This is a genomic window from Pseudoalteromonas sp. S554 (assembly GCF_005930865.1).
In the GTDB taxonomy this organism is placed as follows: domain Bacteria; phylum Pseudomonadota; class Gammaproteobacteria; order Enterobacterales; family Alteromonadaceae; genus Pseudoalteromonas; species Pseudoalteromonas marina.
The window spans coordinates 1-24,092 of the sequence record NZ_PNDV01000029.1 but is presented as its reverse complement, the minus strand read 5'-3'; the positions used below and the strand labels follow the sequence as shown (position 1 = coordinate 24,092).

Genomic DNA, 24,092 nt, shown 5'->3' with positions numbered 1-24,092 from the left:
AAAATTGTAGTGTTAGTTGAGTATATGCCTACCTGGGCGATTTACCACGCAGCGCACCTGAAACTAACGAAATAACTAAAAGTACTATAAAAATAAAGAATATAATTTTTGCTATGCCAGCTGCTGCACCCGCGATGCCACCAAAACCTAACACTGCAGCGATTAAAGCAATAACTAAAAATGTGATTGTCCAGCGTAACATTGTTTTCTCCTTGGTTATCAAATTTGTACACAATAGTTAATGCTAGTTGCGTGCCAAGATATATTTTTGTTTAATATCAGTTGTTTATGTGTTTTCTCTGTGTTTTTGAGTTTGCTTGATTGGTAACTTTTACGTTGGGTTGTGTAACTTATTCACACACAAAAATATATCGCCACCGAAAAGCTATGTTTGGTAAGACCAATTAACAAATTTTATTTTCTCTACATTTTATGACTCACAGTAGGTTTAGTAGAGTACGCAAAAATAGGCTTTGTTTAAACTTTACCTATAGCTTATAGATATAGTGAGTATTTTTTCTGTGTATTATGGGGTGTTGATGAGTAAGGGTTTTTACTGTGGTTAATAAATTTGGTTATATGTTATTTTTATTTTAATTGGTTTTACCAATTTACAATGGCTAGACAAAGGTATTTGTTTTGTTATTATCTAGTGAATAAATATTTAACTAAATCGACTTTTTATTTTTCGATATGGGTTTCAAGGGGAGAAGAATGGATATAGGTGCTGTACTTGCAACTGCTGGTAGCTTAATGCTAACAGGAATGGTTGGGGTGTTTGTCTTTCTTTCAATATTAATTGGCGCAGTTACAATTATGTCTAACTTGGTGGCGCGTTTTAGCCCTGCTGACGTTGCGGCTCCAGTTAAATCACCATCATTTAAATCTCAAGGTGTGCCAAATGAGCACATCGCTGCTATTAGTGCTGCCATTGCTCAGTACAAATTAAATAACAAATAAGGGGCTCACACATGGCTAAATTAAAATTAACAGAATTGGTTCTACGTGACGCTCATCAGTCATTACTTGCCACTCGTATGCGTTTAGACGACATGCTACCGATTGCCAGCAAACTAGATGATGCAGGTTATTGGTCAATTGAGTCGTGGGGTGGGGCAACATTTGATTCGTGTATTCGCTATTTAGGTGAAGATCCATGGGAACGTATTCGTGCGCTAAAAAAAGCGATGCCAAACACTAAACAGCAAATGCTATTACGCGGTCAAAACTTATTAGGTTACCGCCATTATGCTGATGATGTAGTTGAAAAGTTTGTAGAGCGCGCACATAAAAATGGCGTTGACGTGTTCCGTATTTTTGATGCAATGAATGATGTGCGTAACTTAGAAACTGCGATTAAAGCGGCTGTAAAAGTAGGTGCTCATGCTCAAGGTACTATTTCGTACACGGTAAGCCCTGTTCATACACTTGATATGTGGCTAACTTTAGCTAAGCAACTAGAAGAGCTTGGCTGTCATTCAATTTGTATTAAAGATATGGCGGGTTTATTAAAACCGTACGATGCAGAAGAGCTTATAAAAGCGCTTAAAGAAACGGTGTCTATTCCAATCGCTATGCAGTGCCATGCTACAACAGGTTTAAGCACCGCTACATATCAAAAAGCTATTGATGCCGGTATTGATATGCTTGATACCGCTATTTCTTCTATGAGTATGACTTACGGTCACTCAGCAACAGAAACAATTGTAGCGATTGTTGAAGGTACCGCACGCGATACCGAACTCGATTTAAACCAACTTGAAGAAATTGCTGCTTACTTTAGAGATGTACGTAAAAAATACGCTGCATTCGAAGGTAGCCTTAAAGGGGTTGACGGACGAATCTTATTGGCTCAAGTACCAGGTGGCATGTTAACTAACATGGAAAACCAGCTTAAAGAACAAGGTGCTGCCGATAAGCTTAACGAAGTGTTACTTGAAATACCGCGTGTACGCGAAGATTTAGGCTTTATTCCACTTGTTACACCAACGTCGCAAATTGTAGGTACGCAGGCAGTACTTAACGTATTAACCGGTGAGCGTTACAAAACAATCACAAAAGAAACCGCAGGTGTATTAAAAGGTGAGTACGGTTTAACCCCAGCTCCAATGAATAAAGAGCTACAAGAGCGAGTACTTGATGGTAGCGACGTTATTACGTGTCGCCCAGCTGATAATATTGCGCCTGAACTTGAAACGCTTGAAGCTGAGCTATTAAAAGAAGCGCAAGAACAAGGTTTAACACTCGCTGATGATAAAATTGACGACGTACTTACTTATGCACTGTTCCCTCAGGTTGGTTTGAAGTTTATCAAAAACCGTAACAACCCAGATGCGTTTGAACCAGTCCCTAGCGTAGAAGATAATTCAAGTAAGTCACCAGCTAAGGTGTCAGCCAAAGGTAACAGTGTTAAGGCTGAGCAATACAGCGTTAAGGTAGACGGTAAGGTTTACGACGTTGTCGTAGCGCAAGGCGGTGAGCTTAAAGAGGTAACGTTAAAAGATTCTGAGCACTTACCTCAGTCTGCTTCAGTGGCTTCGGGTGAAACGCTAAATGCACCTTTAGCAGGTAATATTTTTAAAATAAAAGTAAAAGCCGGCCAAGTTGTAAACGAAGGTGATGTTGTTGTGATTATGGAAGCCATGAAAATGGAGACTGAAGTTCGCGCAATGCATACTGGTACCATTGCTGAAGTGCTTGTGTCTGAGGGTGACTCAGTGACCACGGGCGACGCAATTATTGCGCTGGCTTAAGGAGTAAATGTAAATGGAAGGTCTTTTAAACCTTTGGCATGCTACTGGCCTTGCTAACTTTACGTTTCCTGGCTTGATAATGATTGCAGTAGGCTGTTTGTTATTGTTTTTAGCGATATCTAAAAACTTTGAGCCACTGCTTTTATTACCAATTGGCTTTGGCGCGATATTAACTAATATTCCGGTTGCTGGACTATCAGACCCTGGTGGGCTTTTGTACTCAGTTTACTATGTGGGTATAGATACCGGTATTTTTCCACTATTAATATTTATGGGGGTTGGTGCACTAACTGACTTTAGTGCGTTAATAGCAAACCCTCGTATGTTATTGCTGGGAGCTGCGGCTCAGTTTGGTATTTTTGCGACCTTATTTGGCGCAATTCTACTCAACTTTATTCCGGGTTTTGAGTTTACCCTTCAAGATGCATCGGCTATTGCTATTATTGGTGGCGCTGATGGTCCAACGGCAATATTTTTAGCCTCAAAATTAGCACCTGATTTACTAGGTGCCATTGCGGTAGCGGCTTATTCATACATGGCGCTAGTTCCAATTATTCAGCCCCCTATTATGCGTGCACTCACTACACCAGAAGAGCGACAAATTAAAATGCCTGAGCTACGTAAAGTATCTAAAAAGGAAAAAATTATTTTTCCACTTATGGTACTTACTGCAACAGCCATGTTTTTACCAGCGGCAATACCGCTAGTAGGTATGTTCTGTTTGGGTAACTTAATGCGTGAATCGGGTGTTGTTGACCGCTTAAGTAACAGTGCGCAAAACGAAATTATCAATATAACCACTATATTTTTAGGGTTGGCGGTTGGCTCTAAGCTCGCTGCAGATGACTTTTTGACAGTAGAGACTATTGGTATTTTAGTGCTGGGTGCGCTTGCTTTTGGTATTGGTACAGCATCAGGTGTGTTTATGGCTAAAGGCTTAAATAAAATATCTAAAACACCTATCAACCCGTTAATTGGTGCCGCTGGTGTGTCAGCCGTTCCTATGGCTGCGCGTGTAGTTAATAAAGTAGGGCTTGAAAATAACCCACATAACTTTTTACTTATGCACGCAATGGGCCCTAATGTGGCGGGCGTTTTAGGCAGTGCTGTTGCCGCAGGTATTTTGTTGGCACTTGTTGGCTAAATTGATTTTAGATTTCAACCAACCATTGAGCGCAGTTTACTGCGCTTTTTTTTGTCCGAAACTTCTGTTCGTTAATGGTTTCTTGTTTTGAAGTTTTTGTTTAAAGTGGTGGCTCTTCGCAATTTTAAGGATAGTCATTATGCTTCACACTCCATTAGCTCACTACTTACCTAATGTTAGTAAACTTGTATTTGGATGTATGGGGTTGGGAGGCGGTTGGAATAAAGACCCGATTACCAGCACGCACCTTAAACAAACCCACGAGTGCATTGATAACGCGATTGAAGGCGGTATTAATTTTTTTGATCACGCAGATATATACACTTTTGGCAAAGCAGAGCAGGTATTTGGTCAAGCACTCAGTGAGCGCCCAGAGCTGAGAGAGCACATATACATTCAGTCTAAATGCGGTATAAAGTTTGCTGATGAACAAGGGCCTAAGCGATATGACTTTTCAGCCGATTGGATTGAACAGTCTGTAGAAAACTCACTTAAGCGATTAAATACGCAATACCTTGATGTACTCATGTTACATCGCCCAGATCCTTTGATGGAAGTTGATGAAGTTGCACGTGTATTTAGCTGTTTAAAAGAAAGTGGCAAAGTAAAACATTTTGCCGTATCAAACATGCAGCAACACCAAATGAACTTTTTGCAGTATGCTCTTGATATGCCTATTGTAGCTAACCAAATAGAGGCCAGCTTACAAAAACATCAATTTATAGATGAAGGCTTGTATGCTGGCAATAGCGACGGGAAAGACATTAACTTTACGCCTGGTAATATTGAATATTGCCGCAGCTTTGACATTCAAATACAAAGTTGGGGGAGCTTGTGCCAAGGTTTGTATACCGGCGGTGATTTATCAAATGCGTCGCAAGCCGATATCAACACAAGTATTTTAGTAAATAAACTTGCTGCAATTTATGGTACCTCTGCAGAGGCTATTGTACTTGCATGGCTACTGCGCCACCCAGCGTCGATTCAACCCATTATTGGCACTACTAATGCTAAGCGTATTAAGGCATCGTGTGAGGCTATAAATGTTCATTTAAGCCGAGAGCATTGGTATGCCTTATACGAAAGCGCTAAAGGCTGCGAAGTACCATAAAAAGGGTTTTCAATGAATGTAATTATTATTTTAGTTTGTTTATTTGTAGCATTGGCAATACTGATCCCATTACTTGAAAAGTATCAAAGCAAAATGGGGCTGGAAGGGGCAACAAAATACAGCAAATATATTTGGCCATTAGTGATGGGGTCTTTAGTTATCCAGCTTATTTATGTGTTAATGAATTAGGCGTGTATCGCTATTGTAGGAAAATTAAGATTAGTAGCCTTTAATATAGAGCACCCTGTGTGAGCTAACTATTATTAATAAATAAAAAGCACAAAAAAGCCCTTGTAGGTTAAACCTGCAAGGGCTTTTTAATACAGTGATAGCCTGATTACTTAAGTGCCAGTTGTAACTCGCGGTTACGCTCTAACTGAGCAATAAAGTTATCAGCAATAGGTTTAAACTTAGCAAGCTCAGAGCGTGGTAAAGGCTCTGATTTTGGTAATTTAACCGTTTTAGGGTTACGGTGAACACCGTTAACTAAAAACTCATAATGTAGATGCGCGCCAGTTACACGACCTGTAGCACCTACAGTACCAATTTTATCACCTTGTTTAACCTTTTGACCTGTTCTAACAAGCTTTTTATTAAGGTGTAAATACTTAGTGACATACTGTGTGCCATGGCTAATAAATACGTAGTTGCCGTTGTACTTGCTGTAACCTGCCTTAACGACCTTACCGTTACCCGATGCAACAACGGGCGTACCAGTTCGTGCAGCGTAATCAATACCACGGTGTGCTTTTACTTGCCCAGTAACTGGGTGTAAGCGACGTGGATTAAAACTCGAGCTAATATACTTAAAATTAACGGGGGCACGTAAAAATGCTTTTTTCATACTGCGGCCTTCTGGGGTGTAGAAGTTTCCATCAGTATGTCTAATTGCTGTAAAGCGCTGTCCTTGGTTAATGAACTCAGCCGCTATAATTTTACCAGTACCTATAAATTCGCCTTCAACATAGTGAGACTCGTAAATTAAGCCAAATTGATCGTTTTTACGAATGTCGTTAGCAAAATCCACATCCCAGCCAAAAATATCAGCAAAGTTCATAATTTGGCGTTCGCTTAAACCCGCTGCAATTGCAGAAGTCCAAAAGTTGCTAGAAATTTCGCCGCCAGCTGTTTTGGTCAGGGTTTCTATTTCTTTACTATCTATCGCTGTATTGTAGTTACCTTCGTCGTCTAAGGTTACATACAGCGTATCTGTTTTAGAAATAACGTAACGCAATTGTTCAAGTGCGCCGTCTTTACCTGTTGCAAAGCTCAGTACTTCGCCTGGGTGAATTTTAGTTAGCTTGCGGGTTTCTGCGTTTGTGTTGATTAGTTTATGAAGCGTTTGCGCTGAAAAGCCCGCGCGTTTAAATATAATTGCTAAGTTGTCACCCGTTTTTACTTTGTGGTCGACTAAATCGTACTCTGGAAGCTTTTCTGCTGCTTGCTCTGAATTTAACTCGGTAAGTTTTTCGTTGTCATCGACTTTCACTTGAAGCTCGTAGCGTTTGCCAATCTCTAATGCGTTTGCATTGTTGTCTTTAGACGCTGTTGCTTTCTCAGATGGAAGAAACGTTAAAGCGGCAATAGCAGAAACCAAACATAAGATAAGCAATTTGTGTTTTTTGGGGAGGGTATTAACCACGTGAACCATAACGTGCCTTTTTCTGCTGTCAAGATAATAAATACATAATATTGCAGGATATACCTAATATTGTGCGAATACCAGTGCTTTGTAGATTTTAAATCGCGCTGAATTACGCTAAAATCGGGCTTTATATGCCTTTTTAGCGCTTAATTTATCTCAGACTGTGCGCATTTTATTTAGTTGCATTAATCACTTAAAAAGTTGTTTTAATTAGGTAGAAATTTGTTATGTTAGTTGCACATATAAGTTTGATTTAGCCCTTGTTAAACTAAGGTTATACAAAACAACTAGTAGCCCTCTTTGTTGGCAGAATTTTGGAGTAATAGACTGTGGATTTACAAACCGCTCTTGCAGAGATAAAACGCGGTGCAGAAGAAATATTAATTGAAGACGAGTTAGTTGAAAAACTAAAGTCGGGCAAAAAGTTAAAAATCAAAGCGGGTTTCGATCCAACAGCGCCAGATTTACACTTAGGGCACACAGTACTAATTAATAAAATGAAAACTTTTCAAGACTTAGGTCATGAAGTTATTTTCTTAATTGGTGATTTTACAGGAATGATTGGTGATCCAACCGGTAAAAATGTGACGCGTAAACCGCTTACCCGCGAAGATGTTCTTGCCAATGCTGAAACGTATAAAGAACAAGTTTTCAAAATTCTAGATCCGGCAAAAACAACCGTTGCTTTTAATTCAACGTGGATGGAAAAGCTGGGTGCTGCAGGCATGATTAAATTAGCTGCAAACCAAACAGTTGCGCGTATGCTTGAACGTGATGACTTTAAAAAGCGTTACAATGGCGGGCAGCCAATAGCAATACATGAATTTTTATACCCGTTAGTGCAAGGTTGGGATTCGGTTGCATTAGAATCTGACGTAGAACTGGGTGGTACCGATCAGCGCTTTAATTTACTAATGGGTCGTGAGCTTCAAAAAGTTGAGGGCCAAAAGCCACAGACTGTTTTAATGATGCCATTACTTGAAGGTACTGACGGCGTTCAAAAAATGTCTAAATCTTTAGGTAACTATATCGGTATTACTGATGCACCAAATGACATGTTTGGTAAAGTTATGTCGATTAGTGATGTTTTAATGTGGCGCTACTACGATTTACTAAGTGGCCTTTCGATTGAGCAAATAGCAGCACAAAAAGAACGTGTAGAGCAGGGGACTAACCCGCGCGATATCAAAATTGAACTTGCTAAAGAGCTAATTGCACGTTTTCATAGTGAAGAAGATGCACAAGCTGCGCACAACGATTTTATTCAACGCTTTCAGAAAAAAGCGCTGCCAGATGAAATTCCTGAGCTGACAGTAACCATTGCAGAAGACACTATTTTAATCGCTAACTTATTAAAAGAAGCTAATTTAGTTGCAAGCACATCAGAAGCGATGCGCATGATAAAACAAGGTGCAGTTAAACTGAACGGTGAAGAAAAAATCACCGATACCAAACTAGAAATAGCAAAAGGCACAACCGCTATTTATCAAGTAGGTAAACGTAAGTTTGCAAACATTACCGTAGCTTAAGTGTGTGGGTAATAAAAAAAACCAGCTTAGGCTGGTTTTTTTATACTCAATTTTTACTAAGTAAAGCTCAAATGCTTTTTAGAATTTCAATACACACAATAACGAGTACCCAAAAGGCGCGCGCCTGATTAAGCCGATTTAAAACCGCTGGTACATCGTCAGCGTTAGGTAACCTATCAGTACCAACCCGCATTTTGTTATGCCGCTTATTAAAGTACATAGCGGGTCCACCTAGTTGCACGCCAAGTGATGCAGAGCATGCACTGAGTAACCAGCCTGTATTTGTTTGATAGAAGTGTTGGCCATAGTGTTTTATGTAGTGAACACTTTGCTTTGTGGCCTTACTCGCAGCAATTGTGAGTGTAAGTAAACGCACCGGGATATACTCAATAACAAATAAAACAAGCTTTAATGGTCTTAAAAATTCGCTGTTTGGTGAAATATCACCACGCCATGCTTGCTGCATCAAGGTAAGTAGTCGGTAACCAAGTACTGCAACTGGCCCTAAAAGTAAAAAAACAAATATAACCACAAAGTAATAACGAGCAGTACGAAGTATTAAGCTTTCAATGAGGGCTTTAATAATTCCTGTGGTTGAAAGCTTGCTGACTTCACGAGCAAGCAGTGGTTTTAATAGCTCGCGTGCGGCTGACTTTTGGTTTTGTTTAGTGAGCTTTGCAATACGAAGGGCTTTTTTATTGAGGCTTTGGCTTTCAAGGCAAAGGTATAAAATAAGGCCCGCAAGTAGCTCTGGGTAAAATGCAAATTCAAGTAGCAAGGTAACAATTAGTAAAATAACACTGAGCACCAGCACGCTTGCAAGTATGGCTGCTAAATAGTGGTAGCTGTTTGTATTTTGTTTATTATAAATACGTTTGCCCATGGCGCTAAATACGGCCACTAAAACGGTATTCGGGTGGTACCAACTAACAAGTGGTAAAAAGCGCTCAGCAAGGAGCGCTATTATAAATACAATAAAGTCCAAATGGTTTTGAACAATATTGCTAAGCATTTACAGTGTTACAGCTGTTAGCTTTTCAAGCAGAGCAACAACCATTTTAGATGAGTTGATTGATGCTGTTTCTAAGTATTCTTCAAACGACTGTGGCGATTCTTTGCCAGCAATATCAGACATTGAACGAATAACAACGAAAGGAGTTTCAAGCGTATGACAGGTTTGCGCGATAGACGCACCTTCCATTTCTACAGCAAGCATTGAAGGAAAGTCGCTGCGGGCTTTATCAATACGAACAGGATCACACATAAAGGTATCGCCAGTACAAATAAGGCCAACTAACGTTTTAACTTCGCTAATTTGTGCAATAGTTTGCTCGGCTGCTTCAACTAATTTAGGGTGTGCAGCAAAACCTGCAGGCATTTGTGGTACTTGGCCAATTTCGTAACCAAATGCAGTTACGTCAACATCGTGGTGACGAACTTCTGACGATATGACGACATCGCCAACACTTAATGATGGATCAAAACCGCCAGCAGAGCCGGTGTTAATTACGCAATCAGGCTTAAAATTATCAATAAGTAATGTAGTTGCAATGCTTGATGCTACTTTACCAATACCTGATTGAACAAGAGTTACTGTGCAGCCCGCTAATTCACCAGTGTAAAATGTAAAACCTGCTTTAGTTAAAATAGCTGGGTTTTGCATTGCTTCACGCAAAATTTTAACTTCTGGCTCCATTGCGCCAATAATACCAACATTCATAGTGTTTGATTCCTGAGTTTGAATAGCTTGATTATACGTGAAGTTAGCAATAAAAAACAAAAAAGCGAGACATTTAAAATGCTCGCTTTAATGCAAATTTAGTCACCTGATAATTATATTTCGGCTAATGCTGTTGAATGGGCTTTAGCTTGTGAGGGAGATAAAACAGCAGGTTTGTGAACTCGGTTACGTAATGGGCGCTGTGCTGTTGGTGCTGGTTTACCCAGTTTGAACATAATGGCATCGCGTACTTCTGATGGGCGATAGCCCGCTTTTACCTTCATGCGAATGTGTGGAATGCCTGCAGCTTCTAAGGCCCCATTTACAAACCAGTCGCGCTGGGCTTTGTGGCCATCTTTATTTGCGTTATTTACTAAATCAACAGCTGCTACGATGGTCATTTTTTCTTTGTCGATTAACACAAAATCAAGCTGCTTATTTTTGGCTTTAGCAATAGCGGCACGTTTTGATTTAGGTGATAAACCTTCTTTACAGTCGATCACATCAATAAGCTTAACTCGACTCACTATTTTATATTGATCGCCAATAGCGCGTTCTAACAGGTTTAAAAAGGCGCTTTCTACTTGCGTAAATACACTTTGTTTACGTTTAAAAGGATAAGGATTACCGCCGTCGTCACTAAATTTTGACGCGGCAATTGATGCACCTACCACTAATACTAAAATCGACAATAAAGCGAATTCCATACGGTAACTCCATAACAACAAATTGACACTGTTTTGTTAAAGCAAGTACCGTGCCCAAATATTGTATGTGATTTACCGAATGGTGATTTAAGTTAACGCAGGTGTTTTATGCCTTATACCCGCCATTAATACCTTTAACAGCAACCGCCACTGCGTCGTGGGCGTGAAGCGATTCGTAATGGTTTATTTGTAGCCAGTAATCTGCGTAACCGTCTGTTTCTAATATTGCTTTAATTTTACGCGCGGCATCTTCGCAGAACATTAAATTTTGCCCATTTAAACGGGCAAATTCTTGTTCATCTTCACGCTTTACTGCCGCTTGCACTGGCGTTTTAAGCTCGCCTTCAAGGGTATTTATTAAGTTAACTACATCAAACTCATTAATGTTGCTATTGAGTTTAACTTTTACGTTAGCAATTGAGCGCTGCGAGTGAGGGGTTGCCACAATGCCTTGTGTTGTGCCAAGCCACTCAAGTACCTCTTTTTGGTTGAGCGTGTCTTGCTTAAATTTTTCGCTAAATGCATTTTGTATTAGCTGGCGTGCAAGAGCCGCCGAGCAAGGGCAAGTTGATGAATAGGTAACATCAACGGTTAGCTCGTAACTAATGATATTATCTTCAATTGTACTTGTAAGTGTGATTGGATAGCTTTTCCAGCCAGCTTTGCCACTCAATAGAGACTTACGGCGAAGTGGTAGCTCAAACTTAAACTCAATCTGTGCCTTATTACTCAACCCTTCATGGCTAGATATAAACGTATTTAGTGCTTGGCTAATTGTTTGAGGATTTACTTGTTGCTCTGTCGAGAGTAAATCAAGCGCTAAAAATAAGCGCGACATATGAATGCCTTTGGCGTCTTCTTTGTGCAAGTTAACAAATGCGCGGGCTTTGGCATTAACAGTAACAGGGCTTAAATCACGCGATTCAAAAATAAATGGCAGTTCAATTTCACCCATGCCAACCCAGTCTAATTTACCTGTTTGTAATGCAGGAGCGGTGTCAGCTATATCGGGCATATTGGTTTGCATGCTATGTTACTCGTTATTGGCAATGATAAGGCGCGTTATTTTACACGAAATAATCAATGGCTGAAACGAGGACTTTACTGCCCGCTAAAATTGCATATGAATATTTTCTGTTTTTGTCGCACAACATGAAAATAGCGAATAGAAAAATGCTAAAATCTGTAAATAGCATTGCCTTTCTTATATTTAAGCAAACAGCAAAGAGATAAAACTACGTATGACCGATTATTCTTTGAGCCCTTGGGTTCGGGTGCTTTCAAGTTCAATAGCGCGATTTGGTGAGTTTAAAACAGCTGCCATTTGTTACGCTTTATTTTTAGCGGCGTCTCTTATTTTATCGAGCATGTTTTACTACGTAGCTATAGGCGAATTGTTTCTTGTAGATATTTTGGCCGTGGTATTTTTTTCAGCTGTTGTGTCACCTTTAATTATAAGCGTACTTATTAATTCAATTCGTCAGTTAGATGCTTCCTACGCTTACTTAGATAGCGCAACTAAACAAGAAAAACTATTAAACCAAACACTTAAAGATAATATTAGTCGGCTTAATATTGAAATAGATGAACGTAAAATGGCTTTTCATGCTAAGCATCGCGCCATTGAAGAACTGCGTAGAGAAATTGCCGAGCGTAAAAAAACACAGCAAGAGCTTGCTCAGCAAAGCATGTTGCAACGCTCAATTGTTGATTCATCCCCCGATCTATTTTATTACCGCGATAACAATGGGGTATTTGCTGGCTGCAATAAAATGTTTGAAGAAGTAATGGGTAAATCAAGCCGTGAGCTTATAGGTAAAACGGTTGAACAAATATTCCCAAACGACTTTTTATCTGAAGTATTACGCACAGATAAAGAGGTAGAGCAAACTCACAAAGCACTCACCATCGATGTAGGTTATGAAGTTGATGGTGCAACGCGCTGGTTTGAGTTACGAAAGCTTCCTTTTATAAACGATGAAGGCGACTACATAGGTTTACTTGGTTTTGGGCGTGATATTACGAGCCGTAAAGAAGCGGCTGAGGCGCTTGAAACCGCATATAAAGATAAAGGGAAATTTATAGCCACGTTAAGCCATGAGTTGCGTACCCCGCTTAACGGTATTGTGGGCTTAACACGTATGTTGCTCGATACCGATCTAAATAAGCAGCAACGCAGTTGGTGTAACACGGTTTTTTCAAGTGCTGAAACGCTCGGTAATATTTTTAACGACATTATAGATTTAGATAAAATAGACAGAGAGCAGCTCGATATTGCCGCCAACTCTATTAATGTATCTGATTTTATAAACGATGTTGTGAATTTTGCAGGGTTAATAACTGAGCAAAAAGGGCTTGAGTTTGATATTGAGCGAAATGGCATGCTTGATATATATGCACTGCTTGATCCTACTCGTTTACGCCAAGTGGTTTGGAACCTGATAAACAATGCAGTGAAATTTACCCAGCATGGCAAAGTCACACTCGAATGTAGCCGTGAAAATCGCCCTGAAGGCCCATGGTTAGTTATTAAAATCTCAGATACAGGGCAAGGTATTCCACAAGAGCAGCTTTCTCGTATTTTTGACATGTACTATAAAGCACCTGATTTACAAGGCACTAATGCAATAGGTTCAGGTATTGGTCTTGCGGTAACTAAAGCGCTAGTCACGGCTATGAAAGGCAGTATTACAGTAAACAGTACAGAGGGTGAGGGCAGTTGCTTTACAGTGCAAATACCGCTGAGCTTATGTATTGCGCCTACAGAGCAAAGCTATGTTGGCCGAGAGCTTTATATTTTACTCGTTGAAGACGTACCACTTAACGCCGAAATAGCCACTAATTTATTGGAGCAACGCGGACATGAAGTGCTATGGGCTGAAACGGGCGAAGATGCACTTTCGTTTGTTGATACCGAAGACGACCTAGATTTAGTATTACTTGATATGCAGCTACCCGATATAAATGGCGATGAAGTTGCAAGGCAAATCCGTGCTGATAGCCACTTTGATAACCTGCCTATTGTTGCACTAACCGCTAATGTGAGAAGTGCAGAAGAAGAGCTTGAAGGTATTTCTATTCAAGGCGCTTTAGCTAAACCTATTAATACAGTAAAGCTTGATAAAATGCTCGCTGACTTATTTGATATTAAGCAAGCTCAATGCAACGAGCCACAGCTAAAAGTAACCGACGAAGCACTTAAAAGTATTGATGCGCATTTGCTAGATATTGAAACAATAGAAGACTTTGTTAACTCTATGGGGTTAGTTGTGTTTAGGCGCAGCAGTCAGTTGTTTGAAAAGCTAAATCCGCAATATCAACAAGAATTGCTTACATCATTAAATACAGGCGACAGGGAAGAGTACAAATCGGTTGCGCATAAGCTTAAAGGTGCCGCAGGTTCTGTTGGTTTGAACGATGTTCAACTGCATGCAAAAGTAATGGAATATGGCGCGATAGATGAGAGTGATGAAGTGCTTGAGGAGTGGCTGCTGGTGTTGGCAGATAAAATAAATGAAGGACAACGTGCCCTTCATTTATTTCTACAGCAATTAGAATAAACGCTAATTAGCTGTCGATTTTACCAATAAAGCGGTAGCCTTCACCATGAATGGTGCTGATAAGCTCTGATGTAGAATTATCGCTTTCAAAATGCTTACGAATACGGCGAATAGTTACATCAACAGTACGGTCGTTTGCACGTAGCTCACGGCCTGTCATATGTTTAATTAGTTGTTCACGGCTAAAGATACGACCTGGAGAATCAAGCATTAATCGCAGTGCTCTGTACTCACCTTTAGGCAAGCGCCTAGCATCGCCATTAGGAGAAGTTAAACAGCGGCTATTTTCGTCTAATTCCCAACCGTTAAATGTAATAACACCATTAGTTTCAAGCGCTGATTCATCATCGCTTAGGCCAGTACGTGTAATAAGGTTACGCGCTCTAATAGTCAATTCACGAGGGTTAAATGGTTTAGTAATGTAATCATCAGCGCCAATTTCAAGCCCTAAAATACGATCAACATCGTTATCACGACCTGTTAAGAAAATAAGGCCTACTTTGCGTTTTTGGCGTAATTCACGGGCTAATATAAGGCCGTTTTTGCCTGGAAGATTGATATCCATAACTACGAGATTAACGTCGTCGTTATTTGTAAGCTTGTCATGCATGTCATCGCCATCAATGGCTTCAATAACTTTGTAACCTTCAGCTTCAAATAAACTAACGAGGTTTAGTCGAGTTACGTCTTCATCCTCTACGATTAGAATGACTGGCGTTTGCATTATTAATTAACCTTTTTGGAATATTTTATTTACAAAAAATCGGTATTTAGTATAAATCCGACTACTAGAGATTATAGGATTATATCCAATTGTTAACAAGAAAAAACAAGTTGGATAAAAATAAAACAGTAAGAGTTCAAAGTTTGCTCAAAAAGCCCGTGCAAAAACTACTGTTAAATCGATCAATACACGTATGAAGTTCATTTACTTTGATAATTTATGGACCGGCTGACTACGCAAAGCTGTTAAATAATCAGACTAATTCAAAGTTAAATTATATCACTATCTAATCTTTCATCAATGTATGTGATATCGCAAAAGTAATAAAGTTCAAAAAATTGCGCTATATAAACGATAACTATTACACTTGTTTACCACATGAAGCATAAATAGGGTCAATAAGTAGTAATTCAAGGAATACAAGTAAATATATGTGTTTGGTCACTTCACTTTTAAGGGATGGTTATGATGAATCGCGCACCGCGTTTTTTTTCTAAATCAATTAAAATATGGCCGCCTAAAGCTTGGGTTACTAAATTGTAAACTAGGTGCATGCCTAAGCCACTTGCCCCCTGTCCTCTTTTTGAGGTTACAAATGGGTCGAATATTCTGTGTTTAATTTTTTTATCTACGCCTTGGCCGTTATCGCTGTAAATAATAGTGAGTTTTTTTCCTGTTAACTCTACATCAAATTGTATTTCATTATTTTCATTACCAACGAACCCGTGTAGTAGTGAGTTTGTTATTAGTTGTATAAGTACTTGTTGTAATGGTTCTGACTTGCTTTCTACGGTTAAATCGGTCGCACAATTTATGTTTATAACCGGTTTTTTCTCTTCAAGCTCTGAGCTTATTGATGTCAAAACATCTGTTATTAACTTATGAATATTAATGTAGGTAGTTACGTCATCATCTTGAATAACCGCTACCTTTTTAAAGGTTGAAATTAAGTCGGCTGCACGGTTTAAGTTACGGTAAATCAAATCTAGGTTTTCAATACCGTCGTCAATAAAGCGTTTTAATTGATTTGAAGTCAGTTTTTTATCATCAAAGCTAATTTGTAAATCGGCTAACTTATCGCGCAGCAAAGTAGAGCTTGTAATACCAAGGCCTATTGGGGTGTTAACTTCATGTGCAACACCGGCAACCATTTGACCAAGCGATGCCATTTTTTCATTTTCAACAATCTGCGTTTGATACTGATGCATACGCTCAAGGGTTGATAATAACTCCTGATTTGCCTCTCGAAGGGCTATGGTTCGTTGGTTTACTTTTTCTTCTAGCCCTTGGTTAAGCTGTTTAATTTCTTCTTTGTCTTTTTCATGGCGAGTCAATTGTTTTTGGGTGCGTGTAAGCATGATGTTTAAACTGTTAGAAAGCGCTGATATTTCTTTTACGTCGGTTACTGGTGCGCGTACATCGTAGTTATGATTTTTTGATACGTCTTGTAATAGCATGCTAAGCCGCTCTATCGGTCGAGCTATTCTTTTTTGAACATTTATTGCGATAAAATACACAACAACAAGTATCAGTAAAGTCAGTAAGATATCTACAACTATTTTTTGTTTTATATAATCGTCTAAGCTTTCAAGACTTCCACGCATGTATACATGACCAACAAGCTTTTCATTATGGAAAATTGGCTTTATTAGTTCGATATCTTCGTGGGTTATACGTGGTGTTTTTAGTTCTTCAATGCTATCGATTCTGAGGGGGACTGGTGGCGTTTTTTTTGCATTAAAACTTATAAAAAAAACAGGTTTTTGAGATGCTTGCACAATAGAATATACATGTATGTTTTTAACTAAAGGAGTTTTTTCAAAGTATTTAAGGCGTTTCTCTTCTGTTTCTCTGTCATCTTCAAAAACTGATTTTCCAGCGTCAAAAGCAACTATTTCCGCCAAAATAACGAGCTTACTCACTATTAATTGTTTTTGTTCTTTAACACTTAGGTAGGTCGATATAGAAATCGATAATGACAAGCAAATAGCAGTTATAAGCATTATTAGATTTATGAGTGCTTTACGAATACTGCTTTGATGAACTTTTCTAGGCATTATTTGAGTGTCGCCTGAGTCATTGAGTTTTATTATTTTATTAGTCTAGCAAAGAAGAAACACTGTGGTACAAAAAAATAAAAATAATAGGTAATATTTTATTGCTAAGTTGAGCACGCAGAATGCTCAACTTAAAATATAAAAAATTTAACTACTATAAACGGCAAATTTATTGTTTTTGAATACAGTTTGATAAGTTTCAAATTGTGTTTCTAAAATTGGCGGATATTTTAAAAAGCTGTTTGCCACAATGGTTAGTTTTCCGTTTTTAGTTAAATGTTGTTTTGCGTTAGCTAAAAACGTTTCAGCAACGCTGTAGTCTGTTGCAATTCCTGTGTGAAACGGCGGGTTGCTCACTATTAAATCAAACTTACCACTAATATTTTTAAGGCCATCACTGAGAATTGTCTCACCAGTTACCCCGTTTAACTTTAAAGTTTGAGTTGTTGCATAGGTTGCAAGTGCGCTTACGTCACTACATACAAATTCAAGCGCTGTATTTTTTAAACCCAGAAAGGTCGCAATTAAGCCAGCACCGCAACCAAAGTCGAGTACTTTACCTTGTTTAGGTGAAGGCGCGTTTTCGAGTAGCATTTTGGTACCAGCGTCTAAACAGCCATGGTTAAACACGCCAGGTACGCTGATAGCTGAAAATGATGTATCGGCAATACTAACGGTAAATGTTTTATGGTAATGGCTAATATCAAATTGCGCATTAAGCTCAATTTGAGAAAATGAGTAAAGTACGCAGTGTTTAGCCGAATCAATCTTATTACTATATTGAGCTTTGCCTGCTAATTGTTTTTCAATCGATTTAACACCACTCTTATTTTCGCCAACCACTAATAACTCGGCATCGCTTGTTATTACCGCGCGTATATTATCAAGCGCCATTAGCAATTCTGGTTTTGACTTAGGGTAATAAAGAATAACTAAGTCATAGTCGCTACCGGTAATGGTGTGGTTAACGCTCACATCAACGCCATGAGTGTTTTTAGCAAATTCACCATTAGCATGGTTATAGCTAAACGCTGTAATTTTACTATTTGGATTCAGCGTTTTAAGCTCAGCTAAAAAGCCATCTTGAACAAAGTTGACCACCAATATAGATTTACCCGTTAATGCCTCGCTATTTCGAAGTAACAGTAAACTTGGGTTGGTTAATACGCTCATAAATGGCTTTGCCTTACTATGTGTTAAATTAATATAAATGTGTAATTACTTGGTGCGCTCAAACATTAAGTCCCAAACGCCGTGACCTAATCGGTGGCCGCGTTGCTCAAACTTGGTAAGAGGACGTAAATCTGGGCGAGGTACGTAGTCGTTTGTTTCTGATTGGTTTTTATAACCCGGAGCCGCTTGCATTACTTCTAGCATATGTTCTGCGTAGTTCTCCCAATCAGTAGCCATATGAAAAACACCGCCTATTTTTAATTTTGAGCGAAGCTTTTCAGCAAATTCAGTTTGTACAATACGGCGTTTATGGTGGCGCTTTTTGTGCCATGGATCTGGGAAGAATAATTGCAATGTAGTTAGGCTCTCATCGCTTAAGCAATCAGCAAGCACTTCTACAGCATCGTGTTCAAACACACGTAAATTAGTTACGCCCGCTTCGTCGGCATCCATTAAACATGCACCAACGCCTGGGCGGTGTACTTCAATACCAATAAAGTTTAGGTGTGGAGCATTTTTAGCCATTTCGACAAGCGACTTGCCCATACCAAAGCCTATTTCTAGGACTACATCATTGTTGTTGCCGAATACTTGGCTTAAATCAAGCATGCCGTTTTTATGCTCTAAGCCCATTGTTGGCCAGCATTTTTCGATTGCAGCGGCTTGGCCTTTGGTTAATCGACCTTCGCGTTTTACAAAACTGCGAATGGTGCGGATGTATTTACCTTCTTGCTTAGCTTGCTCTAGGTTGGTATTGCTTGATTCACTCATATCTAATTGGCCTGACAAAACAATGTGTTTAAAAATGGTTGCATATTATCCCTGACGATGGCCTCAATCACAAGTATTAGCTGGTTTTACAGCCTCTATAGCTTGATCTTTTTACTCACTGCAATAGACTGACCCGCCATTGAGCATGAGTAAAAGTATAATATGTTGGACTTAAATAAAGAGCAGTCTCACTGGTTTTCAAAACAAGTAGTTGATTGGTATCACCTTCATGGCAGAAAAACACTGCCGTGGCAATTGGGTAAAACACCTTATAAAGTGTGGGTTTCTGAGGTTATGCTCCAGCAAACTCAAGTTGTTACTGTGATCCCATACTTTGAAAAATTTATGAAAAGCTTTCCTGATATTATCGCTTTGGCGAATGCCGAAGAAGATCAGGTTCTTCACCACTGGACTGGTTTAGGTTATTACGCCCGCGCGCGAAACCTTCATAAAACAGCAAAGATAGTTCGCGATAAATACAACGGGCTGTTTCCTCAAACGCTTGAGGAAGTTATGGATTTGCCCGGTATTGGGCGCTCTACAGCAGGGGCTGTATTGTCATTATCGCTTGGTCAGCATCACCCTATTTTAGATGGTAATGTAAAGCGAGTATTGGCACGCTATTTTATGGTGGAGGGCTGGTATGGGGTAAAAAAAGTAGAAAACCAGCTTTGGCATTTATCGTCGCAATTAACACCTAAAAATAATGTGACTGAATTCAACCAAGCTATGATGGATTTAGGTGCAAGCTTATGTTCACGTAGCCGCTTTGATTGTGAGCCGTGCCCGTTAAACAGCCGCTGCGGTGCGTTTAATGCTAGTAAGGTTAAAGAATTTCCTCATTCTAAGCCAAAAAAAGCAGTGCCTAAAAAAAGCTGTCATCAGCTAATTATAAAATGTGACGATAAGGTCCTTATGGAAAAACGCCCTAGCTCTGGTATTTGGGGGGGATTGTTTGGTTTTTTTGAGTTTGCTGAGCGTAAACAGCTAAATGACTTTTTAGTTCAACATGGCTTTAAATCAGAACTTGAGCCATTGGTACCATTCACCCATGTATTTTCTCACTTTGAGCTGACTATTAACCCACATATATTAAATCTTAAACAAATCCCGGATGTGATTAACGAACGCCAGCTAGTTTGGTACCCGCTAGATCAATCAGTAGAAGTGGGTTTGGCTGCACCAACTAAAAAGTTGGTTAAACAAATTGCACCAATAGGTTAAACTGTTTGCATTTAACGCTTAAGAGAAATTAATTATGGCACGTACTGTATTTTGTCAAAAGTTACAAAAAGAAGCCGAAGGCCTTGGTTTTCAACTTTACCCGGGTGAGCTTGGTGAAAAGATCTTTAATAACATCTCTAAAGAAGCTTTTGCTCAATGGCAACATAAACAAACTATGCTAATTAACGAAAAGCATTTAAATATGATGGACCCAGAGCATCGTACATTTTTAGAAGAGCAAATGGTTGGCTTTCTGTTTGAAGGTAAAGACGTAGAAATTGAAGGCTATAGACCGCCAGAAAAATAAATAACTTATTAAAAAAGGGGCTAAAAGCCCCTTTTTTATTGCTAATTATTTAGCTATTAACTGCTAAAACTCTTCGTTTTGTTCCTCAGCCTTTCTAACTTGCTCTTTTAAAAACTGAGCCGCTTTAGAATATTCAATTTCTAACTGGTCGCGTAAATCAATTAATTCATCAGTTGTTAGTTCGTCCGCTTTGCATTTATCTTCAAATGCACCGGCAAGCTTACCAACTGTTTCTGCCCCAATGGTTTTAGAAATAGATCTGAGTTGATGGCAACCCTCAATTATTTCTGCTAGGTCGTTAACCATAACGCCTGAATTTATTGATTTAATTAAACTTTGACTTTGCTCTAAATACATTTTGAAAAAGCGAAGTTGTTTTGCTTTATCGCCATTTACGTATTTGGCGACTGCATCCATATCTATTGGCAATGCAGTGTTTTGTTGAGGAGCTAGCGCTTGCTTAGGAGCTTGCTTGTCGCTCCAGCGTTTTAAAGTATCTTCAAGCGCATTGAGTTCTATAGGCTTTGTAATAAAGTCATTAATACCTACTGCTAAACAGCGTTCTTTTTCACCTTTGAGAGCGTTAGCGGTAACTGCAACTATATAAGGTTGTGCGTCTATAGCTTCTAGTAATTCAGCTTCGTTACGAATTTTTTCAACCATGTCGTATCCCGACATTTTTGGCATGTGTAGATCGGTTAAAATAAGTGAGAAATTGTTCTTTCTCCACATATCTAGGCCTTCTTCGCCATTGTTGGCAACCTCTACGCCATACCCTAATATATGCAATTGGTCGGTTAAAACTTGCTGGTTTAGAAGGTTGTCTTCAACAAGCAAAATTAATTTATTTGATTCTCGAGCTTGCTCAATATTTAAATAGTTATTTAGCGATTTTGCTTTTTTAATTTGTTTTGGTTGATGTAAGCCTGCGGCAACCAAAATAGAAAGCATAAAGTTTGACTTACAAAGTGGAGACGCATTTATGTAAAATATGTTTTTATGATTAATGGCCGCTTCATCTAGTTTGCTTAATACGACTACTTGCTGATTGTAATCCTCAAGTGAGTACAATAACCGCCTCAATAAAGAGTTAATATCATCAATATTATCTATGCCGTCAGCAACCCAAATAGCACCCTCTGTGTTTTGGTGTTGTTCAATTTCTTTTTCTGTGTGCGCGTAAATAACTTTTGCACCCATAAACGATAAATAACGGTACATTATTTTTTCGCGTTGAAGGTTGTTACTTACAACAATAATTGGTTTGCCGTCTAAGGCATTTTTATGAGCATATTTTATTTTACCAGAGGTGCTAAAAGGCAGCTCAACGGTAAATTCACTGCCAATACCTGCATGGCTATTTACATGAATAGTACCTAACATTAACTCTGTTAGACTCTTACAAATAGAAAGCCCTAACCCTGTGCCACCAAACTCTCTGGTTATTGAACTCTCAGCCTGAACAAATGGGCTAAATATGTCTCTTAGCTGAGCTTGTGTCATCCCTTTGCCGTTATCGGTTACGCAAAAGCGCAAGGTAAAGTGGTCGGCGGTGTTATGCGCAACCTCAACCGAAATTCTCACATGGCCTTGGGTTTTTTCATCGGTGCTTGTGAATTTAATTGCATTGCTGCATAAATTATAAAGTACTTGGCGCACACGTACGCTGTCACCGACTAGATTTACTGGAATATCTGGCGCAATTGATAGTTCTAAATCAAGTTCTCGTTTTTTAGCGACCGACGATAAAACGCGAGTTACTTCTTCTAGGGTATCGCTCACTGAAAAAGGGATTGGGTCTATGTTAAGCTTACCAGCTTCAATTTTAGAAAAATCTAAAATATCATCCAAAATACTCAGTAGTGAGAATGCTGATTCGCGAATAATAGTACTTAAGCGATGCTGAGCACCATCAAGGTCTGTTTGACGAAGCAAATCGATAGTACCAATAACACCATTCATAGGCGTTCTGATTTCGTGGCTCATAGTAGCCAAAAAGGTAGTTTTAGTTTCGCTAGCTCTTTGAGCTTTTAAGGTTTCTCGCTCGAGTGCAATAGTGCGGTTTTTCACCTCTGACTCTAAACCATTTTGTAGTTTTTTCAGTTCTTTTTGTACCGACTCGTTATCGCTAAGGGCTGTTTGCACTTGCTTAAGTAGTACATTTATACTTTGTGCTACAGAGCCTAAACCAATATCTAGCTGTTCATTAACATTACTATTGTAGTTACCTTGCTCTGTAATAGCCTGAAGTTCTTGCGAGAGTGAGTCAGTGCTTTTACGTAAACGGCCATTAATGTATACGTTAAAAAGTAACGCGAAGATAAATAAAGAAATAACAGTTGCGATTGCAACACCATATGCAATTACCTGAGAGTCTTGCATGCTTAATGGTGGTGAAGCTAACTCTTGTTTTATAATTAGCTCACCAATTGGCTGATCGTTAAGCAAGAGAATATGATGCAATACACCTGTGCTCTCATTATATTGTGCAATTTTGATGGACTCAGGTGCGGTCTCGCTATTGCTATAAACGAGTTGTGTATCAGAAGTCGCGCTGAAACGATAAAGAGTATATTCAAATTCATCATCTAAAGAGGATGTTAAGTCGAGTAATTGCTTAACCTTGTCTTGGCCATACATTGTTAGCGCGTCGATCATAGGCTGATTTAATGTAGATGCGAGTGTTTTAATATTTACCGATGGCTCAGGTTTAACTGTTTGTGTATCGTTTTTGATGTAGAACGAGTAACCAAATACAGCAAGTGCGGTAATTGCAATATTAAATATAAAAAAAAGTGGTAATAACCCTTTTACCGGCGAAGAGAATTTACTCTGCATTGAATGTTCCCATTGATGTGTTTTTGCTACTTTAGCTATTAGCATAGGTATCTGAACTAATCGTACCATTTACCAAAAATAATTCACTACGGTTTTAGTCTGATTTAGTTATAATATTTCATATATATAGACTGGTTTGTGGTAAAAATGTACGTTATCAATAAAAAATGTACTGAGTTGCTTGAAAACCGTTCAAACAGTCGTAAAGGATAAAAAAAAAGTTGACTTGTAAGGGCAAAACTCGTTTAATACGCCGCACGCCCAGACAGCTGACTTAGTAGATATTGTTGGGAGTTACATTAAAAATCGGTTAAGATTTTTAATTAGCACTGTTTAAGTGCCTCGATAGCTCAGTTGGTAGAGCAGAGGATTGAAAATCCTCGTGTCCCTGGTTCGATTCCGGGTCGAGGCACCATTTATAAGTTTATCAATCTTTAAAATTGATTAAGTGCCTTAGCACACAGTTTAGTGTGCCGACTTAGCTCAGCTGGTAGAGCAACTGACTTGTAATCAGTAGGTCAACCGTTCGACTCGGTTAGTCGGCACCATTTATTTTAATTAAGTGTTTTAACAACATTTAATTAGCACTGTTTAAGTGCCTCGATAGCTCAGTTGGTAGAGCAGAGGATTGAAAATCCTCGTGTCCCTGGTTCGATTCCGGGTCGAGGCACCATTTATACAAAGCCTTGCTTATGCAGGGCTTTTTTGTTTTTGACCCGTGTTCAAAACTGCCTTTCAAATAATTTAGTGTGCCGACTTAGCTCAGCTGGTAGAGCAACTGACTTGTAATCAGTAGGTCAACCGTTCGACTCGGTTAGTCGGCACCATT

At 39.1% G+C, this 24,092-nt stretch carries 20 protein-coding genes and 4 tRNA genes; 13 read left to right on the top strand and 11 right to left on the bottom strand.

Going from position 1 to position 24,092, the window contains the following annotated elements; all coding sequences use genetic code 11:
• Nucleotides 1–28 precede the first annotated feature (28 nt).
• Nucleotides 29–202 (bottom strand): DUF1328 family protein, encoded by a 174-nt coding sequence (locus CWB65_RS07225; protein ID WP_006794345.1) that lies wholly within the window; start codon nt 200–202, stop codon nt 29–31.
• A gap of 512 nt (nt 203–714) precedes the next feature.
• On the opposite strand from CWB65_RS07225, the gene CWB65_RS07220 reads away from it, so the two are divergent.
• The 5 genes from CWB65_RS07220 (at nt 715) to CWB65_RS19860 (ending at nt 5,197) form a co-directional block, all read left to right on the top strand.
• Nucleotides 715–960, top strand: coding sequence for an OadG family protein (locus tag CWB65_RS07220; RefSeq protein ID WP_138740277.1), 246 nt, complete (start codon nt 715–717; stop codon nt 958–960).
• An 11-nt stretch (nt 961–971) separates the two neighbouring features.
• A complete protein-coding gene (gene oadA / locus CWB65_RS07215; protein ID WP_006794343.1) occupies nt 972–2,753 on the top strand; it encodes a sodium-extruding oxaloacetate decarboxylase subunit alpha in 1,782 nt (593 codons plus the stop codon).
• Between the two features lie 13 nt (nt 2,754–2,766).
• The gene (locus tag CWB65_RS07210; protein ID WP_138740276.1) at nt 2,767–3,897 is read left to right on the top strand and encodes a sodium ion-translocating decarboxylase subunit beta; all 1,131 of its coding nucleotides are present in this window, start codon (nt 2,767–2,769) and stop codon (nt 3,895–3,897) included.
• Between the two features lie 139 nt (nt 3,898–4,036).
• Nucleotides 4,037–5,008, top strand: coding sequence for an aldo/keto reductase (locus CWB65_RS07205; protein WP_138740275.1), 972 nt, complete (start codon nt 4,037–4,039; stop codon nt 5,006–5,008).
• Between the two features lie 12 nt (nt 5,009–5,020).
• Nucleotides 5,021–5,197, top strand: a complete 177-nt coding sequence (locus CWB65_RS19860) for a hypothetical protein (protein ID WP_170865578.1) — start codon at nt 5,021–5,023, stop codon at nt 5,195–5,197.
• A 148-nt stretch (nt 5,198–5,345) separates the two neighbouring features.
• Here CWB65_RS19860 and CWB65_RS07200 read toward each other — a convergent pair whose 3' ends face one another.
• On the bottom strand, nt 5,346–6,659 hold the full coding sequence (locus CWB65_RS07200; RefSeq protein WP_010556536.1) for a peptidoglycan DD-metalloendopeptidase family protein: 1,314 nt from the start codon (nt 6,657–6,659) through the stop codon (nt 5,346–5,348).
• A gap of 323 nt (nt 6,660–6,982) precedes the next feature.
• Between CWB65_RS07200 and tyrS the strand changes: the two genes are divergently transcribed.
• On the top strand, nt 6,983–8,182 hold the full coding sequence (gene tyrS, locus CWB65_RS07195) for a tyrosine--tRNA ligase (protein ID WP_006794338.1): 1,200 nt from the start codon (nt 6,983–6,985) through the stop codon (nt 8,180–8,182).
• Nucleotides 8,183–8,249: 67 nt separating this feature from the next.
• Here tyrS and CWB65_RS07190 read toward each other — a convergent pair whose 3' ends face one another.
• The 4 genes from CWB65_RS07190 to folE2 form a co-directional block, all read right to left on the bottom strand.
• Complete coding sequence (locus tag CWB65_RS07190) at nt 8,250–9,194, bottom strand: cobalamin biosynthesis protein CobD/CbiB (protein WP_138740274.1); 945 nt, start codon at nt 9,192–9,194, stop codon at nt 8,250–8,252.
• Nucleotides 9,195–9,902 (bottom strand): 5'-methylthioadenosine/S-adenosylhomocysteine nucleosidase, encoded by a 708-nt coding sequence (gene mtnN / locus CWB65_RS07185; protein ID WP_006794336.1) that lies wholly within the window; start codon nt 9,900–9,902, stop codon nt 9,195–9,197.
• Nucleotides 9,903–10,015: 113 nt separating this feature from the next.
• Entirely contained in the window at nt 10,016–10,609 is a 594-nt protein-coding gene (locus tag CWB65_RS07180) for a DUF2726 domain-containing protein (RefSeq protein ID WP_006794335.1), read from the bottom strand.
• Between the two features lie 106 nt (nt 10,610–10,715).
• Nucleotides 10,716–11,636 carry a GTP cyclohydrolase FolE2 gene (folE2, locus tag CWB65_RS07175; protein ID WP_138740273.1) on the bottom strand — a complete coding sequence of 307 codons (921 nt, stop codon included), beginning with the start codon at nt 11,634–11,636 and terminating at the stop codon, nt 10,716–10,718.
• A gap of 214 nt (nt 11,637–11,850) precedes the next feature.
• Between folE2 and arcB the strand changes: the two genes are divergently transcribed.
• Nucleotides 11,851–14,169: an aerobic respiration two-component sensor histidine kinase ArcB gene (gene arcB, locus CWB65_RS07170; protein ID WP_138740272.1), complete on the top strand. Its 2,319-nt coding sequence runs from the start codon at nt 11,851–11,853 to the stop codon at nt 14,167–14,169.
• A 7-nt stretch (nt 14,170–14,176) separates the two neighbouring features.
• Here the strand turns inward: arcB and arcA are convergent, their stop codons facing one another.
• The 4 genes from arcA to trmB all read right to left on the bottom strand — a co-directional run bounded on the left by arcA (nt 14,177) and on the right by trmB (nt 18,894).
• A complete protein-coding gene (gene arcA / locus CWB65_RS07165) occupies nt 14,177–14,893 on the bottom strand; it encodes a two-component system response regulator ArcA (RefSeq protein WP_138740271.1) in 717 nt (238 codons plus the stop codon).
• Between the two features lie 452 nt (nt 14,894–15,345).
• Nucleotides 15,346–16,950 carry a sensor histidine kinase gene (locus tag CWB65_RS07160; protein WP_138740270.1) on the bottom strand — a complete coding sequence of 535 codons (1,605 nt, stop codon included), beginning with the start codon at nt 16,948–16,950 and terminating at the stop codon, nt 15,346–15,348.
• 147 nt (nt 16,951–17,097) lie between these two features.
• On the bottom strand, nt 17,098–18,123 hold the full coding sequence (locus CWB65_RS07155) for a methyltransferase (RefSeq protein ID WP_138740269.1): 1,026 nt from the start codon (nt 18,121–18,123) through the stop codon (nt 17,098–17,100).
• A gap of 45 nt (nt 18,124–18,168) precedes the next feature.
• The gene (trmB, locus tag CWB65_RS07150) at nt 18,169–18,894 is read right to left on the bottom strand and encodes a tRNA (guanosine(46)-N7)-methyltransferase TrmB (RefSeq protein ID WP_006794328.1); all 726 of its coding nucleotides are present in this window, start codon (nt 18,892–18,894) and stop codon (nt 18,169–18,171) included.
• 162 nt (nt 18,895–19,056) lie between these two features.
• Here trmB and mutY point away from each other — a divergent pair, with 162 nt between their 5' ends.
• Nucleotides 19,057–20,118 (top strand): A/G-specific adenine glycosylase, encoded by a 1,062-nt coding sequence (gene mutY / locus CWB65_RS07145; protein ID WP_138740268.1) that lies wholly within the window; start codon nt 19,057–19,059, stop codon nt 20,116–20,118.
• Between the two features lie 34 nt (nt 20,119–20,152).
• The gene (locus tag CWB65_RS07140; RefSeq protein ID WP_006794326.1) at nt 20,153–20,425 is read left to right on the top strand and encodes an oxidative damage protection protein; all 273 of its coding nucleotides are present in this window, start codon (nt 20,153–20,155) and stop codon (nt 20,423–20,425) included.
• A gap of 63 nt (nt 20,426–20,488) precedes the next feature.
• Here the strand turns inward: CWB65_RS07140 and CWB65_RS07135 are convergent, their stop codons facing one another.
• A complete protein-coding gene (locus tag CWB65_RS07135) occupies nt 20,489–23,263 on the bottom strand; it encodes an ATP-binding protein (RefSeq protein WP_138740267.1) in 2,775 nt (924 codons plus the stop codon).
• Nucleotides 23,264–23,602: 339 nt separating this feature from the next.
• Between CWB65_RS07135 and CWB65_RS07130 the strand changes: the two genes are divergently transcribed.
• The 4 genes from CWB65_RS07130 (at nt 23,603) to CWB65_RS07115 (ending at nt 24,090) form a co-directional block, all read left to right on the top strand.
• A tRNA-Phe gene (locus CWB65_RS07130) sits at nt 23,603–23,678 on the top strand.
• A 57-nt stretch (nt 23,679–23,735) separates the two neighbouring features.
• Nucleotides 23,736–23,811: transfer RNA gene (locus CWB65_RS07125), tRNA-Thr, on the top strand.
• Nucleotides 23,812–23,860: 49 nt separating this feature from the next.
• Nucleotides 23,861–23,936, top strand: a tRNA-Phe gene (locus CWB65_RS07120).
• 78 nt (nt 23,937–24,014) lie between these two features.
• Nucleotides 24,015–24,090 (top strand) — tRNA-Thr (locus CWB65_RS07115).
• Nucleotides 24,091–24,092 lie beyond the last annotated feature (2 nt).